Origin of the sequence: Paenibacillus polygoni (assembly GCF_030263935.1) — a bacterium.
GTDB classification, from domain to species: domain Bacteria; phylum Bacillota; class Bacilli; order Paenibacillales; family Paenibacillaceae; genus Paenibacillus; species Paenibacillus polygoni.
In genome coordinates, this window is record NZ_CP127162.1 from 4,091,247 (window position 1) to 4,116,405 (window position 25,159).

Sequence of the window (25,159 nt, forward strand, 5' to 3'; positions counted from 1 at the left end):
TAAGCCGTCATCTTGAACGTCTGTTTTGTCTAACACAGACAAAGATGACAGCCCTCATGAGCTTAGATCTCTTCACCTTGATAAGCGAGTGCATGACCATCTTCGAACCCTTTGGCAAATCCGACGTTGAACCCCTCGTTGTAAGCATCGTTGTAGGATTTGTGTCCGGTTTTTTTTGCTGAGGAGTGTCGTCTCCCGGTAGTTTTTCGAGAGACCTTTCGTTTTCCGTTCTTTTTTTTGATGAGTGAAGAGGTTTTTTTTCTCAATAGAGATTTGTTCTTCTGCCCTGCCGCCTTCTTCTTTTTCTTCGCAAGTCTCACTGATTTCGGCACCGAACGAGTTGCCTTTTTGACAGCACCTTTTTTTAAGGTCCCCACTTTTGAAGACTTTTTTCTTGTCATCCTCATTCCTCCTGTCTAAGTTCAGTCTTGGGACGTGCCCTTGCATGGCAGTCGCTTATTTGCGAACCATGGAGGTGCTGGAGTTCCCTTATTCAGTGGACTAAACTTCATCAGCCCAGCCATCTCTGCCATCTCTAGGCGACAACGTTCAATAAGAAGGATATGCTCAGGCAGACGCTCCTCGCCCTCGGTGGAGCTCATCAGCTCATAGCGATCGCCAATGATGGTCAGTATCCGTGACAGTGCTAGCTGACTCCTTGTCATCGACTCAAGAAAGGCGATTTTCGCTTCTTTTTCTTTGGATAGTAAATTCATCTTTATCCCTTACCATTATCATAGTCCATCATCATTTGATCATAGCCATTCTCTTCACTCTGATGAAGCAGTGCTTTCAAATTCTTGTTCAGTCCTGCTTCCATACGGTTAATACCTTCAAGCAGTTCAAGCAACTGCTCCTGTAGTTTAAGAGAGACCGTTAGTTGATCCTCATGACTGTCATAGGTGGCAGCGCTTAAGTGATTGACAGACCAATTTCTCATCTTTTCTGCTTCGAGTGCTTTCGCCTCCAAGATAAGGGAAATGTTGTGCTGAACTTTGACCGCAGCATCCAGCATTTGGAGCAGTGACTTCTCTCTGTTCATTTCTTAGATCACCTGCCTTTAAGAAATTTACTCTTCATCGGCTACTGCCAGTTCCTTCACTAGATGAGAAATGGAATCTGCAATCATTTCTTGTAAATCTGCAAGTCCGCTGAGATAAGCTACAATCCCTGCATTCACAGAAGCCGAACCATCAAGTAAGCCTTGAGCATCTGCAAATTGCGGCATCAAATCTGGCATTTCATGCATGAGTTCTGCCATACGGACATTGACCTCTCGTTCCGCATCCAGTACTCTGGCCACCTGCTGATGCGCATGAGCCATATGTGCAAGCATTTCATCTAATTTGTTTTGCATGTCCCGGCCCCTTCTTCTTAAATTTGAGATCGGTTATTTTGATTTTCCGAAAGAACAAAAAAAATACCCGGCCTTCGCATTTGCCTTAGGTAGCATATGCCGGGCCGGGTAGCTCAGTTCCTATATATGGAGGGAATTAGCTGTAGATTTTATTAATGAACTCTTTGAGTACTTTTGCAGAGTGATCGAATTTCGCTTTTTCTTCTTCGTTCAGATCGATTTCGATTACTTCACGAACACCGCCGCGGTTTACAACGGCTGGCACACCGATATACATATCTTCATGACCATATTGTCCTTCAAGAAGCGAAGAAACAGTTAAGATACTGTTCTCATTACCAAGAATCGCCTTGGTAACACGAGCCAGTGCCATACCGATTGCATAGTATGTTGCACCTTTACGCTCAATGACGTGATATGCTGCATCACGAACGTTGACGAAGATTTCATCAAGTTTGGCGCGGTCTTCTGGGTTATTACGACGCTCAATTACTTTATCAAGAGTTTCGATACCAATGGAAGCTTGACTCCATACCGCAAATTCTGTATCACCATGCTCACCAATAATGGCTGCGTGTACGTTACGGGTATCCACTTCCAAGTATTCACCCACCATATAACGAAGACGAGCTGTATCGAGAGTCGTACCCGAACCAAGTACACGCTCTTTTGGCAATCCGGACTCTTTCCAAGTTACATAAGTAAGGATATCTACCGGGTTAGAAGCGATTAGGAAAATACCGTCAAACCCGCTGTCCATAATTTCACGTACGATGGTTTTGAAGATGTTCGCATTTTTATCTACAAGATCAAGACGGGTCTCACCTGGTTTTTGCGGTAAACCTGCTGTAATAACTACAAGGTCAGCATTTTTGCATTCTTTATAAGAACCACTCCATACTTTGGTTGGAGAAGGTGCGAATGGTACACCATGATTAAGGTCCATTGCTTCGCCTTCCGCCTTAGCAGCATTTACGTCAACAAGAACGAGTTCCTCAGCAATCCCTTGGTTAATCATAGCGTAAGCGTAACTGCAACCTACTGCTCCAGTACCTACCAATACAACACGATTAATTTTATTACCTACCATAATAATAATCTCCCTTCAATCTCAAAAGCTGAATTTTTGGTCTTAATAAAGAGCCCAGTTTATTATCCCAACAACAACGAGTAAAATTACACTGATCTTGATTGTAAATTTAAACAATTCATTCTCTTTACCCGCAAGACCTACTGCCGCTGCAGCGACTGCTACGGATTGCGGCGAGATCATTTTAGCCATTGCACCACCCATTACGTTCGCTGCAACCATGGCTTCTGGCAAAATGCCGATTTGGTTTGCCGTTACCGCCTGTAATGGTGCAAATAGAGATCCGCTGTTAACAACAGAACCCGTTAAGAATACCCCAATCCAACCCAGAATTGGTGCAAACAATGGGAAGATACTGCCCGTTGATGCAAAAGCAAGACCGAGTGTTGAAGACATACCTGAATAGTTACAAATGTAAGCAAATGCAAGTACGCTACAAATGGTAATAATCGGGATGTACAATTCTTTAAACGTTTCTACTGCTGCTTCTTTAATAATGCTTCCTTTAATTCGATAAATCAGAATGGTTAGAAGCGCTGCAATGACAATTGCGGTGGTAGTAGATGAGAATAAATCAAGATTAAATACAGCAGCGTAAGGTGTCTCTTCTGGAACAACCGGAGGTTGTCTCAGAATTTGGTTGTGAACTCCTTTTATAGGGAAACTGAAGACCAGATTGTTAAGCGGTCCACCTGCTGCGAACAACGCTTTAACTGGTTTCAGTGAAAACAAAATAACCATAATCGTTAGCAAAATAAAGGGTAACCAAGCAAAAGCAACTTGTCCCAAACTATACGTTTCTTTCTTAACCGCATGTTTCGTTTGTTTCGCTGTTTCCTTATGATCCAAACGGTAAATTTCTTTTGGTTTCCATACACGCAGGAAGAGTGCAAGTGCAACCAGACTGACAAGAGCAGAGATAATATCTACGAGTTCAGCACCCAGGGTATTAAGTACAATATACTGAGTGATGGCAAAAGAACCTCCACTTACCAGAATTGCTGGCCAAGTTTGTTTCATTCCTTTGAAACCATCAATTAAGTAAACCAACAGAAAAGCAATCATTAAACTGATAATCGGAATAACATACGATGTTCGGCTTGCAACATCAAGCCCAGAAAGTCCTGTTAGCGTAGCAGGTGTCGTAACAGGAATACCCATCGCACCATAAGAACCTCCAGCAATGTTAGCCACAAGACAAAGACCAGCTGCGTATACAGGTTTGAATCCCAAACCAATCAGGATTACCGCTGTAATCGCCACAGGAGCACCAAAGCCAGCCGCCCCTTCCAGGAAGGCACCAAAGGAAAAAGCAACAAGAAGTACTTGTAAACGCTGATCTTCGGTAATTGTTGCTATACTATTCTTGATTATATCAAATTTTCCTGTTTTTACCGTAAGTTTATACAAGAAAATTGCTGCAAGTACAATTGAAGCTACTGGCCATAAACCAGCAAGTACACCATAGAAACCAGTACCAACCACTTTAACGAAAGGCATTTTATAAAAAAGCAGTGCAACAATTGCTGCAACGATAATGCTCAAAATTCCTGCTACATAACCTTTCATTTTAAAAACCGTTAAAGCCACAATAAAGAATATAATGGGTATAGCAGCCACCAAAGCAGATAGCCATATATTGCCCATCGGGTCGTATATTTGATTCCAAACCTCCAAGTTGTATCCCACTCCCTACTCCAAATTGTTTTTTTAGATATTGTGAGCCGCGCTAGATTATCCTATTCACAATGCCGACAAAATAGAGATGCTTGTCTTTCTAATCATTTTATGTGAAAGTTTTCACTTTATTGAGATTAAAAAAAGCCGCCATTTATCGTTATGATAATTGTCACAATGCCCGGCTGCGTGTATTACTATAGCGATACTTATTGTTTTTGTATGTGATTTTTGTCACACCAAAATAAGAAAACAATATATACCAGTGAACAAATTTCTAATTTTTTCTATTTTTTTAAATACTAGAGACAGTAAATCTCACCAAATGCCCTTCTCTGTGACTTTCTCCCCTAATCTTGATATGATGTCCTTAAGCAGATAAACTCAGGAAGGTGATGAGATTCATGACAGTAAAAAAAGCAGTCATTCCTGCTGCCGGACTTGGAACCCGATTTCTTCCCGCTACAAAAGCCATGCCAAAAGAAATGATGCCCATCCTGAATAAACCAACCATCCAGTATATTGTCGAAGAAGCGATCGCTGCTGGAGTCGAAGATATTATTATTGTTACCGGAAAGGGAAAAAGAGCGATTGAGGATCATTTCGATCATGCTTTTGAACTGGAGCAGCTACTTGCAGACAAAGGAAAATCTCTCGCTCTGGAAGAAGTCCTTTCTTCCTCTAACGTGCCTAATATTCATTATATTCGTCAAAAGGAACCTAAAGGTCTCGGTCACGCAATCTGGTGTGCTCGCAAATTTGTCGGAGATGAGCCATTCGCAGTTCTCCTTGGAGATGACATTGTGGTAAATCCGGTACCTTGCTTGAAACAATTGATTGATGAGCATGAAAAGGTGGGCGCTTCCGTGCTGGGGGTCATGCAAGTACCTGATGAAGAAACACACAAATATGGAATTATGGAACCGCTTAAAAAAAGAGGTCGAAGTTACTCCGCACTGCGATTTATCGAGAAACCAAAACCAGGATCCTCCCCTTCCAATCTTGCGATTATCGGTCGGTATGTACTGACGCCTGATATCTTTCCGTTGCTAGAAGATCACCACATTGGTCTTGGGGGTGAAATTCAGTTAACGGATGCGATTGAGAGATTAAACCATATTACGCCTGTATACGGTTACGAATTTGAAGGCAAACGATATGATGTAGGTGATATACTAGGATTCCTCGATACAAATATTGAATTTGCTTTAGCTAATCCTCATTACCGCGAGGAGGTATTACGCATGTTACATACCAAACTTGAGAATCCCTCTTTGCATCGATAATTTCACAACGAAGTGAGTGTTTTGATTAAAAAAAGGAGTATGTCCCATGTTATGAGACATACTCCTTTTCGCTTTCTGCTATGCTGTTAATCCAGCAACAATTCGTAACAGCTCTTAAAGTCTACGTTACTTTTCGGGGTAAGGATCAATCATACGAATCGTACCATCCGAATTGTACGTAAGTTCTGCAAATTTTACGCAGCGTTTGTAATCAACGCCGCCGGAAAGAGAACAATCGTGATAGAATAAATACCATTTTTCCTCGAATTGGACAATCGAATGATGTGTTGTCCAGCCCATAACAGGCGGTAAAATCGTGCCTTGATATGTGAAAGGTCCCATCGGACTGTCACCGATCGCATAAACCAGCTTGTGTGTCGAACCAGTGGAGTAGGACAAATAATATTTGTCATTATACTTGTGCATCCATGGTCCTTCAAAATACCTGCATTCCTCATTACCAGCGGTCAGCGGCTGTCCTTCCTGGTCTAGGATAACCATTTCCATCGCTTCTGTGGTCATGGAGAGCATGTCTTCACTTAGCTTCGCTATTCTTGGACCAAGCGCCGGCTCATCCGGAGCTGGACCTTCTGCATTTTCCACATAGCTTCCAGTCTGCCACTTTTCTAATTGCCCGCCCCACAGTCCGCCAAAGAGCATATAAGCCTGTTCATCTTCGTCAATAAAGACAGCCGGATCAATACTGAAACTGCCCTGAATATACTGTTCCTCGGCCTTAAATGGACCTGCCGGAGACGATGACGTAGCTACGCCGATACGAAAGATACCTTCATGATCCCGCGCAGGGAAAAATAAGTAATATTTTCCGTTTTTGAAGGCAGCATCCGGTGCCCACATTTGACAAGATGCCCACGGGACATCCTTCACATGCAGTACTTCACCGTGGTCTGTCACGGGTGAATTCAGATCATCCATTGATAAAACGTGATAATCCTCCATCTTATATTGATCACCATTGTCATTGATTGGACCGTCGTGATCCAAATCATGAGAAGGATAAATATAGATACGACCCTCGAACACATGAGCTGAAGGATCAGCAGTATAAATATGAGTAACTAAAGGTTCATGGGGTTTCGGCTGTTTAGGCATTGTAGACATCCAAATAACTCCTTCCAAAAGGTGTAATGAGTTGCTCTATTATTTCGATAATCTATCGATTCCGTTAATATATTAATTCCTCTTGCTCATGTTTAGTTGAGGAATTTGGGCAACCCGCTGATAGGCTTCCTTCGGATGATGAGCCTCATCAAATAGGAAAGGCCAGTTTTTACGTCCTCTAACCGGAAAACCATCAAGCCATGTATAATCGTCAGCAGCTCCCCAGAAAGTTACGGCGCTGATATGTTCACGATATTCATAAAGCACGCGGAAAATAGACTCATATCTTGCAGCTTGTAACTCCATCATGTCCTGCGTAGGCTGAATAAGATCAGTGCGTCTATCCTCGAAGCGGAATACCGACATATCCAGTTCAGTCAGCTGCAGTTGCAATCCCAGCTCGGCATACCGTTCAATCGCGGCGCGAATATCATCCAGAGACGGATCGTACAGATTCCAGTGTGCTTGCAAACCAACGCCATGAATCGGCACTCCTTGATCTAACAAGGAACGAACGAGACGATAAATGCGCTCCCGCTTATGCGGATGGGACTCATTGTAATCGTTATAAAATAATAGTGCCTGAGGATCTGCTTCATGGGCAAATTCAAAAGCTTTGGCAATGAAGTTCTCTCCAGCAATATCTAACCATTTCGATGGTCTTAAAAATGCATTCTCATCATTCGCATCATCTGAAATTGCTTCATTCACGACATCCCAGGAGTATATGACATCTTTATATCTGTCGACGACGGTCTCAATATGCTCACGCAAACGTGCGAGTAATACGTCACGTTCCACAAGTCCTCCTGTTTCATTCTCGAACAACCAGCCTGCAGTTTGGTTATGCCATACCAGTGTATGTCCGCGCAGCGCCATGTTATTTTCTTTGGCAAACGCTGCGATGATATCTGCCTTTTCGAACGTGTACACCTCTTCTTGAGGATGCAAACTTTCGAATTTCATTTCATTTTCTGCTGTTAAGCTGTTGAAATGATAGGTGAGCAGTGATTCTTGGGTTACAATCGTTGTCGGATTAACCGCTGCTCCAATCTGGAAAGCATCCTTGTATAAATCCTTCAGCGGAGCTTCTGTTCTGCTTGGTTCCATGGTACCCCTCCTCTTCTCTTGCCGTTAACCTGCTTTCGCATCCATTTACTTTGAATCAAACAAGATACTCAAACCAGTCGAAGCGAGCAGGTGTTTGACTTTCCTGGCCATTGCCGGTAGCATATAGCCCGACCACTGCGCCGGTAAAGCACATTTTATGCACAAAAGCCTCTGGAGAGATTGCACGAGCTGTACCTGAACCTAAACGTAACCAGCTCTGTCCATCCTCTGAACAAGTTAGATTGTATTCGTCCTCTGTCGATTCGATTCGGAGTAATAGCTGCTCCGTTTCTTGCTTGCTCTCATGCACAATTTTGGACTCTCCACGTTCCGTTAGGCGGGCAAAAATAATATTCTGACCTGCAGAGCGTCTTATGCCAATTTCATAATGCGCATCCTCATCTCGGCGAATACATAGTCCAGCCTCTTCTCCTTCGAAAGCCGGCGCGAATGATATACAAGCAGTAAAGCTGGCATTCAAATGCTGCTGTCTTCTGCCGACAAATGTGATCTGCTGGGTATCGTTAAGCCCTGCTTCTTGACCATACAAAGTAAGGAACCCTGGTCTTTCCGTAACCGTACATTTCCCATCTGTTGGATTACGTACATACAGCCAGTGCGGCCCAAGCTCAGCGTCAAAGTCCTCCCGGCCCACAACAATTGCTTCATTCCTGTCTAGGTTAGAAGCTTCTGTCATCTCTAACCGCTGGACTGACATATCGAGGCTCACTGTCCCTTCATTATTGTCGATGTGCGGCCAACCATCCTTCCAAACGACAGGAGCGAGAAACGTTTCTCGTCCAAGCACGCTGTATCCGTCATCTGTCAATCGAACCCCAAGGAATACAGCCCACCAGTCGCCTTGATGATCTTCGACCAGATCGGCATGACCCAAATACTGGATAGGATGATCCAGATTACGATGAGTAAGAATCGGCTCAGGGTAGCGTTCAAAAGGACCATACGGATTTTCACTTCGACCGATGATTTCACGGTGTTCCTTGGCCGTACCTCCAGAAGCGGACATCATGTAATACAATCCATTGATCTTGTATAAATGCGGTCCTTCCGTCCAGGGACCGCCATCTCCATACCAGACAATTTGCGGATCAGTGAGTGCCTCTCCTGTAGCAATATTGATCTCATACTGAATGGCATGAGAGTCGTAATCAGCACCTTGCTGAGCAGTAACATACACTTTGCCGTCATCATCGAAAAACAACGATGGGTCGATCCCTCCATAAGGAATGCGAATTGGATCTGACCAAGGCCCCGCAGGGTTTGTTGCCGTAACATAAAAGTTACCGATGCCCCTCACATCTGTTGTAATCATATAGAAAATGCCTTCATGATATCTAATTACAGGAGCATAAATTCCGTCAGAACTTTTCTGTCCCGTTAAATCAAGCTGGCTGAACCGATCTAGTACATTGCCTATCTGCTCCCAATGGATTAAATCCCGGCTCCGAAAAATCGGAACGCCGGGGAAGTATTCAAATGAGCTGCAAATGAGATAAAAATAATCTTCTGCTTTCACGATACTAGGATCGGGATAGAACCCAGGAAGGATTGGATTCGTGTAACGGATCGTTTTTGATAGTAGCTGATCCTTCATTTATTCCTTCACACTCCCTACATTAAGTCCAACGACAAAGTATTTTTGCATGAATGGGTAAACTACCAAGATTGGCACTGAAGCAACAATTGTAACTGCTGCTCGGATGGAAATCGGCGTTACCTGGGTTGCAATTTCCGCTCCCACACCGTTAGCAACCGAAGGATTGCTGTTGGCATTCATACTAGAAGATAATAGTTTCATCAATTCATATTGCAGTGTGCTCAGTTCTTGACGAGAAGACGTGTATAGGAATGCATCAAACCAAGTATTCCATGCACCGACCGCAACAAAGAGGGCGATGGTTGCAAGAACAGGTGTGCATAACGGAAAGATGACTTTCCAGAAAATTTTGAATTCTCCTGCACCGTCGATTTTTGCTGATTCGATCAAGGCTTCAGGAATGGTATAAATATAAGTCCGAATAACGATAAGGTTAAATGCACTGATAAGTGATGGTAAAACATATACCCAGAACGAATTAATTAGATGCAGGTCTTTAATCAAGAAGTACCCTGGGATAAGTCCTGCGTTGAAATACATGGTGAGAACAAAGATCGTAGTAATCAGCTTACGGAAGACATAATCTCGCCGGCTCAGCGTATATGCCAGCATACTAGTCAAGAAAATATTCAGCACGGTAGATAAAACGGTCCGTGCTACGGAAACTAGGAATGCGTTATAGATGGTACCTGAAGCAAATACTGCTTTATAATTCTGCAGGGTGAACTCACGAGGCCATAAATATAATCCTCCTCGAATGGTATCATTTCCTGCGTTAAATGAAATAACGATTGTGTTCAAAAATGGATATAGTGTCACTGCCACCAGCATAATCATGAAAATGGTATTGAAGGTATTGAACAGTATTGGTTCGAGGGTACCGTTTCCCGAACGCCGTGTAGAAACTACTGCTGAACCAGACATTGGTGTTTTTTTCATCATAACAGCCTCTCTTCCCCAAGCCGCTTGGCCGTCCAATTCGCAAAGAGCAACATGGTAATACTGACCACAGACTTAAAGATTCCGCCTGCAGTAGCCAGTGAATAGTTGCCTTGTGCAATCCCGTATTTAAGCACGAAGATATCAATCGTTTCTGACCAATCCACTACAAGTCCGTTACCAAGCAAATATTGAACCTCGAATCCCGCTTCTAGAATATGTCCGATAGACATAATCAGCAGGATAACAATCGTAGGCTTAATTCCTGGCAAAGTAATATTCCACATTTTTTGATAGCGGTTAGCTCCATCGATATCAGATGCTTCATACAGCGCCGGATCAATGGAGGAAATAGCTGCCAAATAAATGATTGTATTCCATCCTACTTCTTTCCAAACATGTGAGCCTGCAACGACTCCCCAGAAATACTTTCCTTCAGTCAGCCACAGGATCGGCTGATCGATTAGATGCAATTTCATTAAAATATCATTGACAATCCCATCGGAAGCAAGCGACGTTGCCACGATGCCGGTAACGATAATCCAAGATAAAAAGTGAGGCAGATAGGAAATGGTCTGTACCGTCCGCTTCCATAGTACCTTTTTGATCTCATTAAGCAGAAGCGCCAAGATAATGGCAGTTACAAATCCTAGTATTAAGTTAATAATACTCATTCCTAGCGTATTTCTAAGTACGCGTAGAAAGTTGTCATCTGTGAACAAAAATTTAAAATGTTTAAATCCCACCCAAGTTTGATCCGAGAAGCTTCGTGCAGGTTTGTAATCCTGAAAAGCCATCGTCCAACCCCAGATTGGTACATATGCAAAAGTGATGATATATGCTAACAGAGGAACAGACATGAATATAAGCTGTTTCTGTTCTTTAATCGTTTGCCAGGTCAGCCGCTTATTTTTCAGTTTTTTCTTCGGGCTGTGGGGCTTGGTGCCCACTACAATTTCCTCCATAAGTATCAAACTCCCTATCCATCTTTGTCATGAAAAGAAAAACGTAGAGTAGCGCTTCGATATACGTGTCAAACATGCCTTTTGAAAAAAAAATCAGGAAGGAAGGATACCTTCCTTCCTGATCGAAACAACCTTACTTCACAGACCAGTTATCAATTCTCCACTGCAATACTTCATTGATGCGATCTTCATAAGCTTTAACGTCCAGTTTTTGAATCTCAGAAACGTATTCACTCCAAACACCGTCAAATTCAGTTGGTTTAGCCAGAATAGCTCTAGGTAAATACTTAGTAGACGTTTCATTCAGCTTCGTACTTGCAATTTTGGCTGGAGATCCTTCAACCAAGTCAACTGACCACGCTGGGTAATAAACCGGGTTTTCCGGTGGAGCACTGAAGAAGTCAATATAGCTGTTAAACCCGTACGCATCGAGTACTTCTTTATCAAACGGTTTCAAGCTTGCTTGATATTCTTCCGGCTGATTACTTGCCGAAGTTGCGTTTCCATCACTGAAATAACCTTCCAGCTTCGGTGCAGTTGCATAGAACGCATCTGCTTTGTTTGCAAGCTTCCAAGTCGCATCCGTTGCTTTGTCACGCTGTTCTTGAGTTTTCATGAAACGTCCTTCTTCATTGACGTAGTAGTCCTCGTCCTGAACACCCCACGTCATTAACTTCTGCCAATCTTCTTCGATCAGCTTATCAAGTACTTTGATAATCTTCACAGGATCCTTGGCACTTACAGTAATACCGAACCCGTTATTAAGATTCAGTGCTGCGCGGTCACGATAGTAGTCTTTCGTACTGCTGTCGTAAACAAGTGGGAAACCTACATAAGTTCGTTCGATTTTCTTTTGCGTTGTCAAAGAATCTTCTGCTTGTTGGAAGTTCCAGTGCTGGTCGAACATGCCGAGTACTGCGCCGCTGGACAATTTAGCCATGTACTGATCATAGTTTTGTGCAAATGCTTCCTTGTCAAGCAAGCCCTTAGCATTGATTTCATTGAGCTTTTGATAGTACTGTTTGGCATAATCCTTATCCGCAAAAATTTCAGCTTTTCCGTCGTTTACAACCACACCGCCATCATTCGGATGACCGATCAAATGCTGCGGTGCATTGAGCAAGCTCCAGTTTTTCCAGTCATAGTTCAGGACTTCAAAACCAATCGTTGGTTTGCCATCAATCGTTGGATACTTTTCCTTGTATTTCTCGATCAAGTCGAAGTATTCATCAAGCGTTTTCAATTGTGGATAACCAAATTCTTTTAGTACCGCTTTTTGAACCCAAAATGCAGGTCCGCTGTAATAAGTATCAGACACTTCACCGTTATATGCCCCGTAGTTAGGCAGATAATAGATATGTCCATCATTAGGATCCTTCATCTGATTCCAGTACTTCTCGTAGTGTTTCTTCAAGTTAGGAGCATGTTCCTCGATCAGATCTTCCAGTGGGATTACCGAACCCGCCGCTGTCAGCTTGGTATCCGCTGAGATCAAGTCTGGATAATCACCGCCAGCAATCATAACGCCGAGCTTCTGGTTCTTGTCACCAGCCAGAAATTCGAAGTTAAATGAAACGCCAAGCTCTTCCTTGATTTTCTTGTAGATTTTGTTGTCTGCAGTTGGCTGTTGTCCGGCCTCGTTTAGGAAAACCGAGATTTCTATCGGATTATCAGTTCCAACCTCGCTGCCCTTACTGCTTGTTTCTCCGCCGCCTGAATCACTTCCACTGCCGCCTGAACAGCCGGCCAGCACTACACCCAGTGACAACAGCAATGTTGCCCCCGCGCGGAAAAACGGTTTTTTTCTTTCCCCCATAAAGCACCTCCAAATTTTGTCTTGCCATGTTGAAAGCCCTTACATTGTGTAATTTCATTATAGATTTAACGTGTAGTCGAAACTATATCTGAATTATAGGTCTTTCCGAGGAAAATACAGGTTTTCTTATAATTGGACATTTTTCTTGTAATCATTAGGCGACATGTTCATCCGTTTCTCGAATTGCTTTAAGAAAAGAGGGTAGCTTGAATATCCTACCTTCTCAGAAATTTCACTATTTTTGTATTGATTCATTTGAAGTAAACGGCAAGCTTCCTCAATCCGCAAATTATGGAGCATTTCATTAAATCCAATCCCATTTTTACGTATTAGTAACTGCCCTAAGTAGGCCGGATGAAGGAAGAAATGTTCCGCCAGCATCTTAATGGTCAGCCCCTCACGAAAATGCACATGAATATAATCATTAATATCTTGTACAATGCCTTGTGTTTCAGCTGGATTCTCTTTAAGCAACAGCTCAAAGCAAACTCGTCCGCATGAATACAGCATATCGATCAGAACATCTAAGGTCAGCATGGTTGCATCCAGATTAGGAATCTCAAACAATTGAACTAGAATTTCTTCATTCCGTGCCAGCTGCTTATCCATATATGTCCGAATCTCATGAAGAAGATAGATTACAAACTTCTGAGCTTCATCTGGATGGACTCGTGCTTGCCGGAAGGTCTGCTCCGTATACTCTACGACAGATTGGTAGGCTGCGTGGTCAATGAGCTGAAATGCTGCCAGTATGCGCTCCAGTATCTCCAGCTGATTGTAATGCTTTGAAAAGTGCTGATCCTTGAGCTTGTCATAATCCAAAATCATGCTGTTATCCTCTTCATAAAAGGCATGCAGCAGCGCCTCTTCTGCCGTTATTTGGGACTGCCTAATACGAGTCAGTGAAGACACGGCAGAACCAGCAGCCATAAATGCACGAAAGCTCGCCAGACGGCGAGCCATTGCTTCCAGTTGTTTTCTAATGGGTGCACTCGATTCATGAGCAGCATCACCGAATACAATGGAAACCAAATTATTTCGCAAACGAATCATGTAAACGGGATCCCCTTGGTTTAAAAACTCTGCAGAAAGGCGGATCCACCGAGCTGCATTCTCTTGGGGCCCCTGAACCAGACATACATTCCATACTTCGGCGGACTGGGAGAGAGACTCTATCACCTGATGCGCTTCTATGGATAACTCTTTCCCCATGAGCGTCTCCTTTATGGACATAATCTCGTGTTCTCGCTGTACGACTTGTCCAATATGAAGCTGTTCCTGCTCTTTGATCAGTTCTTGTACTACCGCACGAATTTCAAGCACTGCTTGATCCTCATCAAGAGGTTTGAGCAAATAACGAGATACTCGAAATTTAAGTGCTTTTCTTGCATATTCGAAATCACTGTATCCCGTTATAATAATGAATTTAGTCGACCCGTTTCCTCTTCGCCGCCACTCCTCAATCATTTCTAGTCCATCCATCACTGGCATATGAATATCGACCATGACAAGATCTGGCTTCCATTCCTCCATCCGCTTTAGTCCTTCCGCCCCGTTCTCACAAACACCGCAAATTTCAAATCCTAGCTGTTCCCATGGAATCCAAAGCTGCAAGCCCTCAAGCGCCCATGGCTCATCATCAATGAGCAGCACTTTAAATGTCATTGTCTCTGCCTCCTTCTCCACCTTGATTCTCAAGCAGCTGTAGAGGAATTTCAAAGGACACCTCGGTCCCTTCACCCAATTTACTCACAATTCTAAAATTCACTTTATCGTCATAATACAATTCAAGACGGCGATAAACGTTCCGAAGGCCAATATTATTTCCTCCACATTCCTCTTTGCCCCTCATATGGTACATCACCTCTTGCAGCCGTTCTTTATCCATGCCCTTGCCATTATCAGATACAACGATACGCAGGCAATCGCTCATGACTTCAGCTCGGATTTTCACATAACCAAGCCCTGGAGTAGCTTGTATCCCATGCTTGCACGCATTTTCCGCTAATTGCTGGATGCTCATTTTTGGTATTTTATAATGCCGTACCTCATCACTGATATCAATGTAGTACTCAAACTTATCCCGGAAACGGAATTTTTCAATCCCGAGGTACATTACTGTAAAACTCATCTCCTCTTCCAAGGTAACCAAATCATCTTTCCAATTTAGAAGACGACGAAGCAGCTTGGACAGGTCTTTGATAATGTCTTTAACATCTACATAATTGTTCTTGGTACTAACCACGAGCATCGCATTCAATGTATTGAATAAGAAATGGGGATTCATCTGGCTTTGTAATAAATTAAGCTCAGCGCGTATACGCTCGGCCTCTAAACTTCGTTGCTGAATTTCAAGCTTATACACATTGTTAATCAAGGATTGGATCTGGGCGGTCATCATATTAAAATTACGGATCAAATCACCGATTTCGTCTTTTCCGCCATCGATGTTAATCAGATCGAACTTCTCATTCCCCACCTTTTGCATATGCCTCGACAGACGTTTTACTCGGTAATTATACGAACGCAGCATAATATATATGAAAATTGAGGTAATTAAAGTAATAATACCTGCCAGCATGCCAAAATAAAGCTGCATCGACAGCATCGCTTGTTTTGTTCGTGTTTCCTGAGGCACGCCAATCAGTTTCCATCCCTTCACATAGCTGGCATCACCGATTGGAACAATATGTAAGTCTTGCTCTGTCGCCTTGCTCGTATCAAATAACGCATAATCGCTGCCCATTTCGCCCTGGTACTTATCATTTGCAGATACGATAATTTGATTTTGGGCGTTGACTAGATATAGATCGAGTGAACTCTCTTCTCTCGCGATCACGTCATAAAAACGATTTAGATAAAAATCAATGCGCACCAACTTCTGATAAGCATTGTCCGCATAGTAGTAGTCCATTTTTTCAATAACGCTAAAATAAGATGAAGTCATCGTCCGATCATTAGCTGCCTGATCGCGATATGCGACCACTTGCAGAGGTCCCCCCACCGCTTCCCATCTCTTAAACCAGTTGCTCAAGCGCACCGAGCTATCTAGATAGTAATAATCGCCTCCAGGCACGATGGTTGGATTGTCCGTGTAAATACCAATTCGCTGAATTTGGTTATTCACAGGAATATAGGAGGTCACTCGGTGACGAAGCTGCGCATCAAGCGTCCTGTAAAAATCTAGTTGTCCATCGTACTGCCGGTCCATCGATTCAGACAACACCTTGTCCGTGATTAAGGCATGACTGACAGCAACACCGCCGTCAATCATGGTATGGATATCCTTTCTTGCCCGCTCCAGTGAAATTTGTAAATTTTGTTCTTCCCGTTCTTTGATCAGCCCAGTCATTCGGTCCATAAACAGAGAATTACTCACGATGATGGGAAGCAAAATCCCAATAATATAGATCAGCATAAACTTGTAATTCAGGGGAATATCGTTCACGATGCCGCGAAATCGAAATTTCTTAAACATGGTTGTTATCGCCATCCTCCATTTGTTACTTATCAAGTCGTCATCATCGTTGTTTTCGATATGCAGAAGGTGCCATCCCGGTCATTCGTTTGAACTGACTTACAAAATAGTCGACATTGGGATACCCTGAATTCAATGAAACCTCAGCAATATTGAAACGACTCTGGCGCAACAATCGTTTTGCTTCCTCCATTCGTTTGTCATTTAAATATTCTCGAAAAGATTTGCCGGTCTGCTGTTTGAATGCTTGCCCTAAATAGTTAGCATTCATATGGAACTTTTGTGCAAGTTCCTGTAGTTGCAATTTTTCTCGAAACTCCTGATTAACGTACTGCACCACCTGAAAAATCGTGCTGTCCTCTTTTACTTTCCGCAGCTCCATCAGCATCTTCATCGCATTCTGAGTTAGCCTTAGCGCATATTCTTGAATCGCAGAATAGGAGCTGATTCCGGTAGTAAGACCCAGCGTATTTTGCATGTCCTGCATAAACTGATCCACATCTCCATCCAGCTCCTTCAACTGCTTACGAACACCCATCTCGAGTGCAAGTAATTGAACCCTGGCATAATCAATATCCGATACCGGCAGCAGAGAATCAGAGTTAGCAAGCAAATCGCGTACTGCTCCTTCCACTTTTTCCTGTTCACCGGACAGAATCGTCTCCATCAGAATTGTTAACGCTTTTTGATTCACACTCGTCATACCCTCATTCTGTGGTAGATCCTCATAATGGATAATACCATCTTCTCCCTGATAGCGCTTCCATTTGAGTGCAAATAATGCTTTCTCGTATGCCTGCTTCGTAGCCTCTGCTCCGCCTCGATGTTGTCCGAGAGCCATTGTCATAGGCGTACGATGGGAGTACAGCTTATAGAGTTCTTTTCCGAGGGTCTTCATCCGCTCCTGGGATGGTTCTGCCATCGCAGAGAATACACCTATTCTTCCTTCTGCATCCGTAAAGAGCTCAGCACGATAAGCACCCGTCAGGCTGCGAACCTGCGATTTTATGTCTTCCTCATAAGAATCGGTCTCAATTAAAAGACAGGCGATATTCTCCTGACCTTTCATATGCAGCATAGTTTCTACTTCCTTCTTGAGCATGCTGCAGTCTTCGCCCGCGAGCAGTCGGTTGAACAAACTATTCACATATAAAACCTGCTCGCGCTGATGTACATCCTCGAAAGCCTGCTCTTCCTGAATTTTACGGCCGACCTGTTCTAAAACCTTTTCGATCTCCACTTCATCAATCGGTTTAAGCAAGTAATCCTCGACACGCTGTTCAAGCGCTATTTTCGCATATTCAAAACTATCATAACCGCTTAATATGACGAATCTCGGCGGCTTAGCCAGTTCCTGCATAGAACGGTCAATCAGTTCAAGACCACTTAGGGAAGGCATATGAATATCCGTCAGCACGAGATCCGGCTGAAGATCCTCAATTAAGGACCATGCAGCATCTCCATTTTCGACCTCACCGCAGATTTGAAAACCATACTTGTCCCAGTTCACCATGGTTCGCAAGCCCTCCAGCACCCATGGCTCATCATCTACCAATAAAACATTCATCATACCTTGCTTCCTCCTTCCTGTGAATGAAGCTTGTACGGTGTTAAACGGAAATGTAAATACCTGTTAAAATAACAATATTTATTGTAATATATCACATTTTCGCTTTATTTGCCCAGACTATGATTATCGCTTCCGTGAGCGGCGGATGATCCAGCGGGTGAGCTGATAAAGTACAAATAGGACGCCAATCAAAATAAGCGTCCGGGTCAGCGAACGTTCAACGATCTGAAATACTTGCTTCCACTGTTCACCAAACACGTAACCAACAGAGAAAAATACAGTGACCCAAATGGCTGTGCCTGCATAGGCGTACGTTGCTACTGTACGGTAAGGGAGGCGAATAATGCCGATGAAATAACCGATAAATTGTCTCACGCCGGGAACAAAAAAGACGTATAATAGCAGCTTGTCCCCATATTTATCATATCGTTTCCTTGTCTTCTCTAAGAACTCCGGATGAATAGACAGCCATTTTCCAAACCGATCTACGAGCGGAGTTCCAAACCGATAACCAATACCATATGTAATCGTTACACCTAAAATTGCGCCTGCCAAAGCAAATAAATAAGCAGGAAGCCAGTGCAACAAACCTAGGTATACTAAATATCCCGTATATGTTAATGTGCTATTTCCCGGAGGTATGGGCAAAGCAATAAAATCCAAAGGCAATCCAATAAGTAATACATAGTACCCGTATTGATCGAACAATCTTTCTACTACATCAATCAGATTCATGAAGTCTCCTTATGTACAGAAATAAATGTATTTTCTCTTCTAGAAATAGTAATCCAAATGTAGAACTTTAATCAAGTTTACCCTTCTACCTTTCATAAGAATCATAGAGAAAAGCAGAAGGTTCTTCCGCCATATTTATAACGGATTCTTCAGCACAGAAGCTGCAATCAGGGGCAGCCCCAGCGGTAAGGTTTGAATGACTTGACTGCTAAGAGTATGAACGGTATCCGTATCGTTCAACCAGTACTCCGCAGCATACCTGGTCACGAATGGTCTTCGCTTCCCTTGACTTAGTTGAAACCATTCCAAATCTCCGTTTAGGGAATCCTCCATAATGATACTCCCCTCGGGTAAGCCCACAGTATAGTTTTGCTCCCTGATCATTTCCGTAATTTCTTGTTCACTGCTTGCCGTAATTTCCCTCCCTGAAGGGATTTGGCGAAGCTCGGGTCTTGATAGAGTGACTGCTTTCTTCTGGAGCTGATGATAGTCTGCATCTGCTCCTACAAAGCTAATACGATGTTTCTGTCCATCCGCTAACCAGTACAGAATTCCTGCTGAACTCTGAATCCATCGATAGTTTGGATATAGATGGTAGGCATATATTTTAAGGTCGGTACTATTTTCTGTTCTTCGTATTTCTTTTGTTTTCAGAACAAGTTCATGAGGATTTCCCCACTTGGCTGCATAGAACTTCGCATTGTGATCATTCGTCTGCTCGAACTGATCCGCAAGTTTTTTCATGCTTACACTGCCATAATGATGAATAAAACTGTCTCCTGCCACAGCTAGTTTGCGGTCAGTTAAGCGAATACGAATGTTCCAATCTTCATCTTCATAGTTTCCGATCCGGTATCCTTCGTCCAAATATCCAACTTCTGAGATAAGCTCACGCCGAAACAATAGACAGAATCCCACAAGCCTGTCTGTTATTCGCCACTGAGAAGGATCGGAGTTACTGTACCTTTTCGCAAATGCCCACATGTCCTGTATCCGCTGATAAGAGACTTCAATCTGCTGGTCTCCTCCAATATAATTCGTGACGGGACCAACTGCTGCGATCCGCTCATCACTCTGTAGACAATGGAGCATATGAGTTAACCACCCTTTTGTTACCACCGTATCATTGTTCAGCATCACAATATATTTACCTCGTGCCATCATCAGCCCGTGATTAATGCCGCCTGCAAACCCGCGATTCTCTTCTAGAACTGTATAACGGACCCCTAAGTTTTGACTCCGTAAATAAGCCTCAGTACCATCATTTGATGCATTGTCCACGACAATGATCTCGTATGGCACATCGGTGTTTGCCTTTATGCTGTTAATGCATTCTTTAAAGTAAGCAAGCTGGTTAAATGTTGGAATAACAATACTGGTTCCATCGAAGTCGTTCCCATAGGATACTGTCCCTGCTTTTAGGCCTTCTTTATATCCGAGCAGGTATCCATCTCGGTAAGCAGGGCTAAATGGCTGCCCAGCTGCTCCTCCTTGTTTCTGCTTCCTTTTTCTAGAGATGGTCCCTTTCTTGCTGAAGTTTTTTTTCATACGGATTCCCCTTTTATCAACCAGATGCTGCTTCATTCTTTAACATTTCATCCGCAACATGGCCTATATCAATAGCAACCTTTCGGTACGTTGAAGCAATCCGCTGACAGATGACAACAGCTGGGACACCCGCAGCTACAAGTGCAATATCATATTCATATTCACCGCAGGAAGCAAGAACCTTCTCAATGTCAGAAAAATTAGAGACCGGGTAGATCGTACCGATCACATTGATTCCTTTTTTCCGCAGGACCTGTGCTGTACTTACGGCTTTGTTCCCGATCAGCAGTATACGCCTTCCGTATAGAAGCGGTATCAAGTACCCTGTATGATACAAGCTGAAATTTATCGTAGAAGTTGTGAGTTTCATCTCTCTGATAGGCAGCTGGTAATGCTTGCATATACGAAACATCAACATCTGAAAAGCCGGCTTACGTGATACAGGCACCCCGATATAATCCGCTTCCTTAATTGCATCGATTAAAGACCTCTGTACAGAAGCATCAGGTATAGGCACTCCAGCATAAGGTAGGAATGCCCCTACCTCATCGACTTCCGCTGGAGACATCACGGTATCATAAGCAAGACTTAGCAGCTCTCCATCACCAAGCCTTACCAGCGATAAGGGCCTTTTCTCTACAATTGCAGTCCACAAGAGATCTCTAATCTCCGAAACGCCTGCAAGTTGCAACATTTGAGATCGATAATAGAGAAGTCCTGCCTGGATTATATCTTCACAAGTGACATCAGGCAGGAGCATCCCATCCGGCATCCATTTCTCTACGAGAGCCTCTCCCCCTGAATAAACGGCTTCTCTATAGTAGGAATGAAGAGCAGCCTGAGTAGGCTGATTCTTCGATTCAGCTTTCACAGCCTGCTTTCTATTCTTTGATAACTGCTTGTCAGCCGGCTGCCTAGTATTCTTACGACGGCGTTTTGGTCCAGCAGAAGTCGATCTAGAGGCGCGAAAGTTACTTTTCCCTCTTTCTTTGACCCTAGATTTGAATAAGGTATTTTTAGAACGAATCCTTTTCTTAGGTTTGGAGACTTGCTTGCGAGTCATTTGGACCACTCTCCTATGGCAGCAGGTCTTTCATTTTTTCGGCGGCCTCTTGTAAAGATTCAAAAGTCCCTGCATCACTCCAGAATCCAGGAACAATATCATACTCTAATCCTCCTGCTGCAGCATAAACATTGTTCACGTCCGTAATTTCAAGTTCTCCCCTTGCCGAGGGAGCAAGTCCGCTAATGAGCTGAAATACGGAAGCATCAAACATGTAGAACCCAGTTACACTATAACCAGACTTAGGTTGATCCGGTTTTTCTTCAATATGAGAAATAAGTTTATTGTTCGCTGTGTCAAATACAGGAACACCGTACCTTCTTGGATCCTCCACTTCTTTCAGCAGCACCCGGGCCGTTCCTTGCGGCTGCTTCACATAAGACGCTACATAGGGACTTAGATCATCTGCGAACAAGTTATCCCCCAGCAGTACAACGAATTTCTCCTCTGGCAAAATAAATCCTTTGGCTAGATCTAGCGCTTCAGCAATTCCACCTGCTTGTTCTTGGATTCGGTAGGTAATACTCACGCCAAAAGCTTCTCCGCTGCCTAGAAAGTCGGTGTACAGACCTGAAGACTGCTTGCTGATGACCATAAAAATTTCTTTTATTCCTGCTTTACGCAGAGATTCTATTCCGTACACAATCATAGGATACTTCCCGACTGGCAGCAGATGTTTATTTAAATACAGGGTAAGCGGACGAAGACGTGTTCCCGTTCCTCCTGCAAGGATTACTCCTTTCAAGTCTATCCCTCCTTCGCATCAAGCGGCTCATCAATAAATTGCAGTGGATCGACCTTCCACTTCTCCATATATAACATCCGATTGCGGTTAATAATTCGCTGTAATCTATCCTTTTTTTCTTTATTAAAACTTGCACTTCCCTCATGATGGACTAGAATATTACCCAAGACGAGGAGACGATATCCCGCCAGCCGAGCACGATAACAATAATCATCATCTTCATAATGACCTGGGCTGAATCGTTCATCAAGATCGCCAATTGCCTCAAGAACCTCACGTTTGAACAAAAAACAGAGACCAACAATTCGGTTTACTTCTAACCACTTCTGAGGGTCCGGCCTATTATGTTCAGCCGCTATTTGTTGGAATTGCTCCACTGAATTGTATTCCACTGGTATCTGCTGAATTCCACTCGCATAATTGGTGACTGGGCCTACAATTCCGATAGATGGGTCACTATAAAGGCCTTGCAAGAGCAAGGTAAGCCAGTCTTTTGTCACCGTTACATCGTTGTTAAGCAGCAGCAGTGATTCCCCTCTTGCCAATCTTAAGCCTGTATTACAGGCGGCAGGAAACCCTCCATTCTTCGGTAGAGAAATGAAACGAACCTTCTCCGAAGCACAATAGCCAAATGTATCATCCGTAGAGCCATCATCCACGACAATGATTTCATAAGGTTCATTCGTGTACTGTCGGATGGAATCGATACACTGCTTCAGCCAACCTCTCCCATTAAATGAGGGGATCACTATACTCGTTAGAGGGTAATGATTCATTTGGCATTCCTCCAGCGCGCTATCTCTACTCTGCTTAAGAGTGAGGCCTCGGTTTTTGCCTCCGCTTCCCCATGTAAAGTGCTTAACAGCGATGACAGTGCCTCTGCGTGATCTCCAATAATCATTTGTTCCACCGAATTCCCTTTCCCCACATTTCCTAATCTGCGGCGATTCTTTGTAATAACGTCAACGGACGAAGCCACCTCTACAGTGCACCCTTTTTGGATGGCTGTCGTTTGAGCAAGCGGCGGAACAACCAGGCTAGAGTACCCTATCGTTTGTATACATTTTTTTGACAGGGCGTGCGGAACAGAGATCAGGGAACTTGCACCCAGATCTCGCCTGTTCAGTACCGAATTTAAATAACTCTTCAGACGTGTCACTGTATCTTGATTTGCAAAAGACGGTAAGTAGGAGCGAAGATCATTTAGAGCCATATCTACCCCTGTATCTACAGCATATAAAAAAGGAGCCAATTGTTCTGCACTAATGACGATATCGCCATCTGTGAACAATACCGTCTCTGCGGTCGTCATTTGGGCACCGATCGCCCGCCCGACATCATGACCGACCCGCTCCGGCTCATAAATAATCGTCACGAGGGGATATTCTCTCGCCACAGCATAACTATTGTCACTGCAGCCATTGAGTACGACGATGATCTCTTGCAAAGGCAGCCTGCTTAGTTCATGTAACACAGCACCCAGTGTACCTTCTTCGTCTGAGGCAGATACAACGGCTGCAGCTGAATGTGTAAGGGGCAGCAATATAGGCAGGTTTGTACTTTTCTTTTTGAGATAAAAAGCGTGCTGATAGGCTTCCGCAATTTGCCTAACTTGACCATATGGCAGAGGTTTCGTGACGGACTCAAAATACCATGACGTAAATTCGGCATGCACGTCTTGTATGGATTTCGAAGATGAATGCCGTTTCTTCGAAGCAGCGAGGCCTGCCTTTACTCCCAGGATCCGAAGGGTCTTAGAGGCAGATGAGGAGGCAGATGAGGTGCGAGAAACATGGTTTCGCTTCGTGCTTTTATTTTTTCGTTTTCGCGGCTTCATCGTCTTCTTTGCAGTAGAATTTCTCATTCTCTTCACCTCATCTCACCTCGCTTTGCTTTGCTTCGCTTATTTTCACTTTACTCACTTTACTTCGCTTCACTTCGAACTAACTGCCGATTTCGATATAGATCGGTGTAGCCTGCTCTTGGGCCATCGTTCTTTGTCAACCAATGTACCGCTTCCTGATGGTCTCTGAGAATAACCTCTGTCAGTAGATCTGCTCCGCCTTTACGCCGAGAAGGGTTCAGCTGACCGACTGGAATCGGATGAACCGCCTGAACATTCAGACCCTTTGCTATACCTATTGCCTGTGCAAGCGGAGGACAGCTGAGGGCATTTAACCCCATCGTTTCATATGCCTTACGGCTAATCGCATGAGGAACTGCCGTTAGAGAAGCCCCCCCAAGGTCGGACCTTCCCAGCAGAATATTTAACGCATACTTGGCTTCAATGACCGGATGAACCGGTGTACGCTGCACCGGACCTTTATAGTCGTTAAGTGCAATATCAACACCGGACAGAACGGCCTGAACAAACGGCCGAAGCTGATGAGCCGGTATGACCATATCTCCATCTACAAACAAAAGCACACGTCCCTTTGCTGCTTCTGCTCCCACACGTCTGCCGACATCATGACCAAGCGGATCTTGATAATGTAGCACTTGGGCTCCCGCTGTCTCCGCGCGTAGTGCTGTCTCATCTGTAGAGCCATTAGCCACTACAATGACTTCACTCGATGGATGTATTCGGCGTCCCTCGAGGACTGCTTCTGCAATCGTAGATTCTTCATTCATTGCAGGAATAATAACCGAAACTACCGGTTCATCAGAAGGAATACTCCGGGTCAGTGCCATGAATTGTTCCTGCTCTAGTGGGGATACCGCCGCCCAAATGGGTCTAGTTCTCTTGCTTCTGCGTTTCTTGTCCTTACTGCCAGATCTTTTTATTTGATGGGTTCGATGAGGGGTCATGGAACCTTTCTTTATTTTTTTTCTAATCTTTCCCGGACGTTTAGCAACTGACTTTTTTCCTGCTCCGTTGTTCGTCTTCTGCTGTCCTTCGCTCAAATCTCCCATGCGCTGTACCTCCCTTGCAGGTCTCCAGCATATAGATGGAGTTATCACGTACATCTTATGACCAGTTTCATTTTTGGAAACGGCAATTGCCCTCCCTATTCGGAATAACCTGCTCGGGTAAACAGAT

General features: G+C 43.8%; 23 protein-coding genes. 1 reads left to right on the forward strand and 22 read right to left on the reverse strand.

Features of this window, described 5'->3' with window-relative positions; genetic code table 11:
* Window positions 1–62: 62 nt before the first annotated feature.
* The 6 genes from QPK24_RS19565 to QPK24_RS19590 form a co-directional block, all read right to left on the reverse strand.
* The gene (locus QPK24_RS19565) at window positions 63–401 is read right to left on the reverse strand and encodes a hypothetical protein (RefSeq protein ID WP_285743997.1); all 339 of its coding nucleotides are present in this window, start codon (window positions 399–401) and stop codon (window positions 63–65) included.
* A gap of 21 nt (window positions 402–422) precedes the next feature.
* Window positions 423–665 carry a hypothetical protein gene (locus QPK24_RS19570; protein WP_285743998.1) on the reverse strand — a complete coding sequence of 81 codons (243 nt, stop codon included), beginning with the start codon at window positions 663–665 and terminating at the stop codon, window positions 423–425.
* Window positions 666–718: 53 nt separating this feature from the next.
* Complete coding sequence (locus QPK24_RS19575) at window positions 719–1,042, reverse strand: alpha-helical endospore appendage domain-containing protein (protein ID WP_285744001.1); 324 nt, start codon at window positions 1,040–1,042, stop codon at window positions 719–721.
* A gap of 27 nt (window positions 1,043–1,069) precedes the next feature.
* Window positions 1,070–1,357: a nucleoside-diphosphate sugar epimerase gene (locus tag QPK24_RS19580; protein WP_285744003.1), complete on the reverse strand. Its 288-nt coding sequence runs from the start codon at window positions 1,355–1,357 to the stop codon at window positions 1,070–1,072.
* A gap of 136 nt (window positions 1,358–1,493) precedes the next feature.
* A complete protein-coding gene (locus QPK24_RS19585; RefSeq protein WP_285744005.1) occupies window positions 1,494–2,447 on the reverse strand; it encodes an L-lactate dehydrogenase in 954 nt (317 codons plus the stop codon).
* 42 nt (window positions 2,448–2,489) lie between these two features.
* A complete protein-coding gene (locus QPK24_RS19590) occupies window positions 2,490–4,124 on the reverse strand; it encodes a lactate permease LctP family transporter (RefSeq protein WP_285744007.1) in 1,635 nt (544 codons plus the stop codon).
* Between the two features lie 404 nt (window positions 4,125–4,528).
* On the opposite strand from QPK24_RS19590, the gene galU reads away from it, so the two are divergent.
* Window positions 4,529–5,410 (forward strand): UTP--glucose-1-phosphate uridylyltransferase GalU, encoded by an 882-nt coding sequence (gene galU / locus QPK24_RS19595; RefSeq protein ID WP_285744009.1) that lies wholly within the window; start codon window positions 4,529–4,531, stop codon window positions 5,408–5,410.
* A 126-nt stretch (window positions 5,411–5,536) separates the two neighbouring features.
* On the opposite strand, the gene QPK24_RS19600 is transcribed toward galU, so the two are convergent.
* From QPK24_RS19600 to QPK24_RS19675, 16 genes are all read right to left on the reverse strand, one after another.
* On the reverse strand, window positions 5,537–6,523 hold the full coding sequence (locus tag QPK24_RS19600; RefSeq protein WP_285749456.1) for a glycoside hydrolase family 43 protein: 987 nt from the start codon (window positions 6,521–6,523) through the stop codon (window positions 5,537–5,539).
* 81 nt (window positions 6,524–6,604) lie between these two features.
* On the reverse strand, window positions 6,605–7,642 hold the full coding sequence (locus QPK24_RS19605; protein ID WP_285744011.1) for an endo-1,4-beta-xylanase: 1,038 nt from the start codon (window positions 7,640–7,642) through the stop codon (window positions 6,605–6,607).
* 55 nt (window positions 7,643–7,697) lie between these two features.
* Window positions 7,698–9,257, reverse strand: a complete 1,560-nt coding sequence (locus QPK24_RS19610) for a glycoside hydrolase family 43 protein (protein WP_285744013.1) — start codon at window positions 9,255–9,257, stop codon at window positions 7,698–7,700.
* Window positions 9,258–10,184 carry a carbohydrate ABC transporter permease gene (locus tag QPK24_RS19615; protein ID WP_285749457.1) on the reverse strand — a complete coding sequence of 309 codons (927 nt, stop codon included), beginning with the start codon at window positions 10,182–10,184 and terminating at the stop codon, window positions 9,258–9,260. It abuts the gene before it with no gap.
* A gap of 14 nt (window positions 10,185–10,198) precedes the next feature.
* Entirely contained in the window at window positions 10,199–11,164 is a 966-nt protein-coding gene (locus tag QPK24_RS19620; protein WP_285744015.1) for an ABC transporter permease, read from the reverse strand.
* Between the two features lie 133 nt (window positions 11,165–11,297).
* Complete coding sequence (locus QPK24_RS19625) at window positions 11,298–12,980, reverse strand: ABC transporter substrate-binding protein (protein ID WP_285744017.1); 1,683 nt, start codon at window positions 12,978–12,980, stop codon at window positions 11,298–11,300.
* Window positions 12,981–13,106: 126 nt separating this feature from the next.
* The gene (locus QPK24_RS19630; protein ID WP_285744019.1) at window positions 13,107–14,645 is read right to left on the reverse strand and encodes a response regulator; all 1,539 of its coding nucleotides are present in this window, start codon (window positions 14,643–14,645) and stop codon (window positions 13,107–13,109) included.
* On the reverse strand, window positions 14,635–16,458 hold the full coding sequence (locus QPK24_RS19635) for a sensor histidine kinase (RefSeq protein WP_285744021.1): 1,824 nt from the start codon (window positions 16,456–16,458) through the stop codon (window positions 14,635–14,637). The genes QPK24_RS19630 and QPK24_RS19635 overlap by 11 nt, the downstream gene beginning before the upstream one ends.
* Window positions 16,459–16,501: 43 nt before the next feature.
* Window positions 16,502–18,028 carry a helix-turn-helix domain-containing protein gene (locus QPK24_RS19640; RefSeq protein ID WP_285744023.1) on the reverse strand — a complete coding sequence of 509 codons (1,527 nt, stop codon included), beginning with the start codon at window positions 18,026–18,028 and terminating at the stop codon, window positions 16,502–16,504.
* 123 nt (window positions 18,029–18,151) lie between these two features.
* Window positions 18,152–18,763, reverse strand: a complete 612-nt coding sequence (locus QPK24_RS19645; protein ID WP_285744025.1) for a DedA family protein — start codon at window positions 18,761–18,763, stop codon at window positions 18,152–18,154.
* Between the two features lie 135 nt (window positions 18,764–18,898).
* Window positions 18,899–20,311 (reverse strand): glycosyltransferase family 2 protein, encoded by a 1,413-nt coding sequence (locus QPK24_RS19650; protein WP_285744027.1) that lies wholly within the window; start codon window positions 20,309–20,311, stop codon window positions 18,899–18,901.
* A gap of 16 nt (window positions 20,312–20,327) precedes the next feature.
* Window positions 20,328–21,374, reverse strand: coding sequence for a GT-D fold domain-containing protein (locus QPK24_RS19655; RefSeq protein WP_285744028.1), 1,047 nt, complete (start codon window positions 21,372–21,374; stop codon window positions 20,328–20,330).
* 13 nt (window positions 21,375–21,387) lie between these two features.
* Complete coding sequence (locus QPK24_RS19660; protein WP_285744030.1) at window positions 21,388–22,119, reverse strand: sugar phosphate nucleotidyltransferase; 732 nt, start codon at window positions 22,117–22,119, stop codon at window positions 21,388–21,390.
* A gap of 2 nt (window positions 22,120–22,121) precedes the next feature.
* A complete protein-coding gene (locus tag QPK24_RS19665; RefSeq protein WP_285744032.1) occupies window positions 22,122–22,895 on the reverse strand; it encodes a glycosyltransferase family 2 protein in 774 nt (257 codons plus the stop codon).
* Complete coding sequence (locus QPK24_RS19670) at window positions 22,892–23,983, reverse strand: glycosyltransferase family 2 protein (RefSeq protein ID WP_285744034.1); 1,092 nt, start codon at window positions 23,981–23,983, stop codon at window positions 22,892–22,894. The genes QPK24_RS19665 and QPK24_RS19670 overlap by 4 nt, the downstream gene beginning before the upstream one ends.
* A 59-nt stretch (window positions 23,984–24,042) precedes the next feature.
* Window positions 24,043–25,032 (reverse strand): glycosyltransferase family 2 protein, encoded by a 990-nt coding sequence (locus QPK24_RS19675; protein WP_285744036.1) that lies wholly within the window; start codon window positions 25,030–25,032, stop codon window positions 24,043–24,045.
* Window positions 25,033–25,159: the final 127 nt, after the last annotated feature.

Excerpts from the sequence above, each read along its gene's own strand:
- QPK24_RS19575 (WP_285744001.1), bottom strand. The coding sequence starts at position 1,042 with ATGAACAGAGAGAAGTCACTGCTCCAAATGCTGGATGCTGCGGTCAAA.
- QPK24_RS19600 (WP_285749456.1), bottom strand. The coding sequence starts at position 6,523 with ATGCCTAAACAGCCGAAACCCCATGAACCTTTAGTTACTCATATTTAT.
- QPK24_RS19675 (WP_285744036.1), bottom strand. The coding sequence starts at position 25,032 with ATGGGAGATTTGAGCGAAGGACAGCAGAAGACGAACAACGGAGCAGGA.
- QPK24_RS19650 (WP_285744027.1), bottom strand. The coding sequence starts at position 20,311 with ATGAAAAAAAACTTCAGCAAGAAAGGGACCATCTCTAGAAAAAGGAAG.
- QPK24_RS19565 (WP_285743997.1), bottom strand. The coding sequence starts at position 401 with ATGACAAGAAAAAAGTCTTCAAAAGTGGGGACCTTAAAAAAAGGTGCT.
- QPK24_RS19620 (WP_285744015.1), bottom strand. The coding sequence starts at position 11,164 with ATGGAGGAAATTGTAGTGGGCACCAAGCCCCACAGCCCGAAGAAAAAA.
- QPK24_RS19635 (WP_285744021.1), bottom strand. The coding sequence starts at position 16,458 with ATGTTTAAGAAATTTCGATTTCGCGGCATCGTGAACGATATTCCCCTG.
- QPK24_RS19580 (WP_285744003.1), bottom strand. The coding sequence starts at position 1,357 with ATGCAAAACAAATTAGATGAAATGCTTGCACATATGGCTCATGCGCAT.
- QPK24_RS19665 (WP_285744032.1), bottom strand. The coding sequence starts at position 22,895 with ATGAATCATTACCCTCTAACGAGTATAGTGATCCCCTCATTTAATGGG.
- QPK24_RS19670 (WP_285744034.1), bottom strand. The coding sequence starts at position 23,983 with ATGAGAAATTCTACTGCAAAGAAGACGATGAAGCCGCGAAAACGAAAA.
- QPK24_RS19625 (WP_285744017.1), bottom strand. The coding sequence starts at position 12,980 with ATGGGGGAAAGAAAAAAACCGTTTTTCCGCGCGGGGGCAACATTGCTG.
- QPK24_RS19640 (WP_285744023.1), bottom strand. The coding sequence starts at position 18,028 with ATGATGAATGTTTTATTGGTAGATGATGAGCCATGGGTGCTGGAGGGC.
- QPK24_RS19655 (WP_285744028.1), bottom strand. The coding sequence starts at position 21,374 with ATGACTCGCAAGCAAGTCTCCAAACCTAAGAAAAGGATTCGTTCTAAA.
- QPK24_RS19570 (WP_285743998.1), bottom strand. The coding sequence starts at position 665 with ATGACAAGGAGTCAGCTAGCACTGTCACGGATACTGACCATCATTGGC.
- QPK24_RS19585 (WP_285744005.1), bottom strand. The coding sequence starts at position 2,447 with ATGGTAGGTAATAAAATTAATCGTGTTGTATTGGTAGGTACTGGAGCA.
- galU (WP_285744009.1), top strand. The coding sequence starts at position 4,529 with ATGACAGTAAAAAAAGCAGTCATTCCTGCTGCCGGACTTGGAACCCGA.
- QPK24_RS19615 (WP_285749457.1), bottom strand. The coding sequence starts at position 10,184 with ATGTCTGGTTCAGCAGTAGTTTCTACACGGCGTTCGGGAAACGGTACC.
- QPK24_RS19605 (WP_285744011.1), bottom strand. The coding sequence starts at position 7,642 with ATGGAACCAAGCAGAACAGAAGCTCCGCTGAAGGATTTATACAAGGAT.
- QPK24_RS19630 (WP_285744019.1), bottom strand. The coding sequence starts at position 14,645 with ATGACATTTAAAGTGCTGCTCATTGATGATGAGCCATGGGCGCTTGAG.
- QPK24_RS19645 (WP_285744025.1), bottom strand. The coding sequence starts at position 18,763 with ATGAATCTGATTGATGTAGTAGAAAGATTGTTCGATCAATACGGGTAC.
- QPK24_RS19610 (WP_285744013.1), bottom strand. The coding sequence starts at position 9,257 with ATGAAGGATCAGCTACTATCAAAAACGATCCGTTACACGAATCCAATC.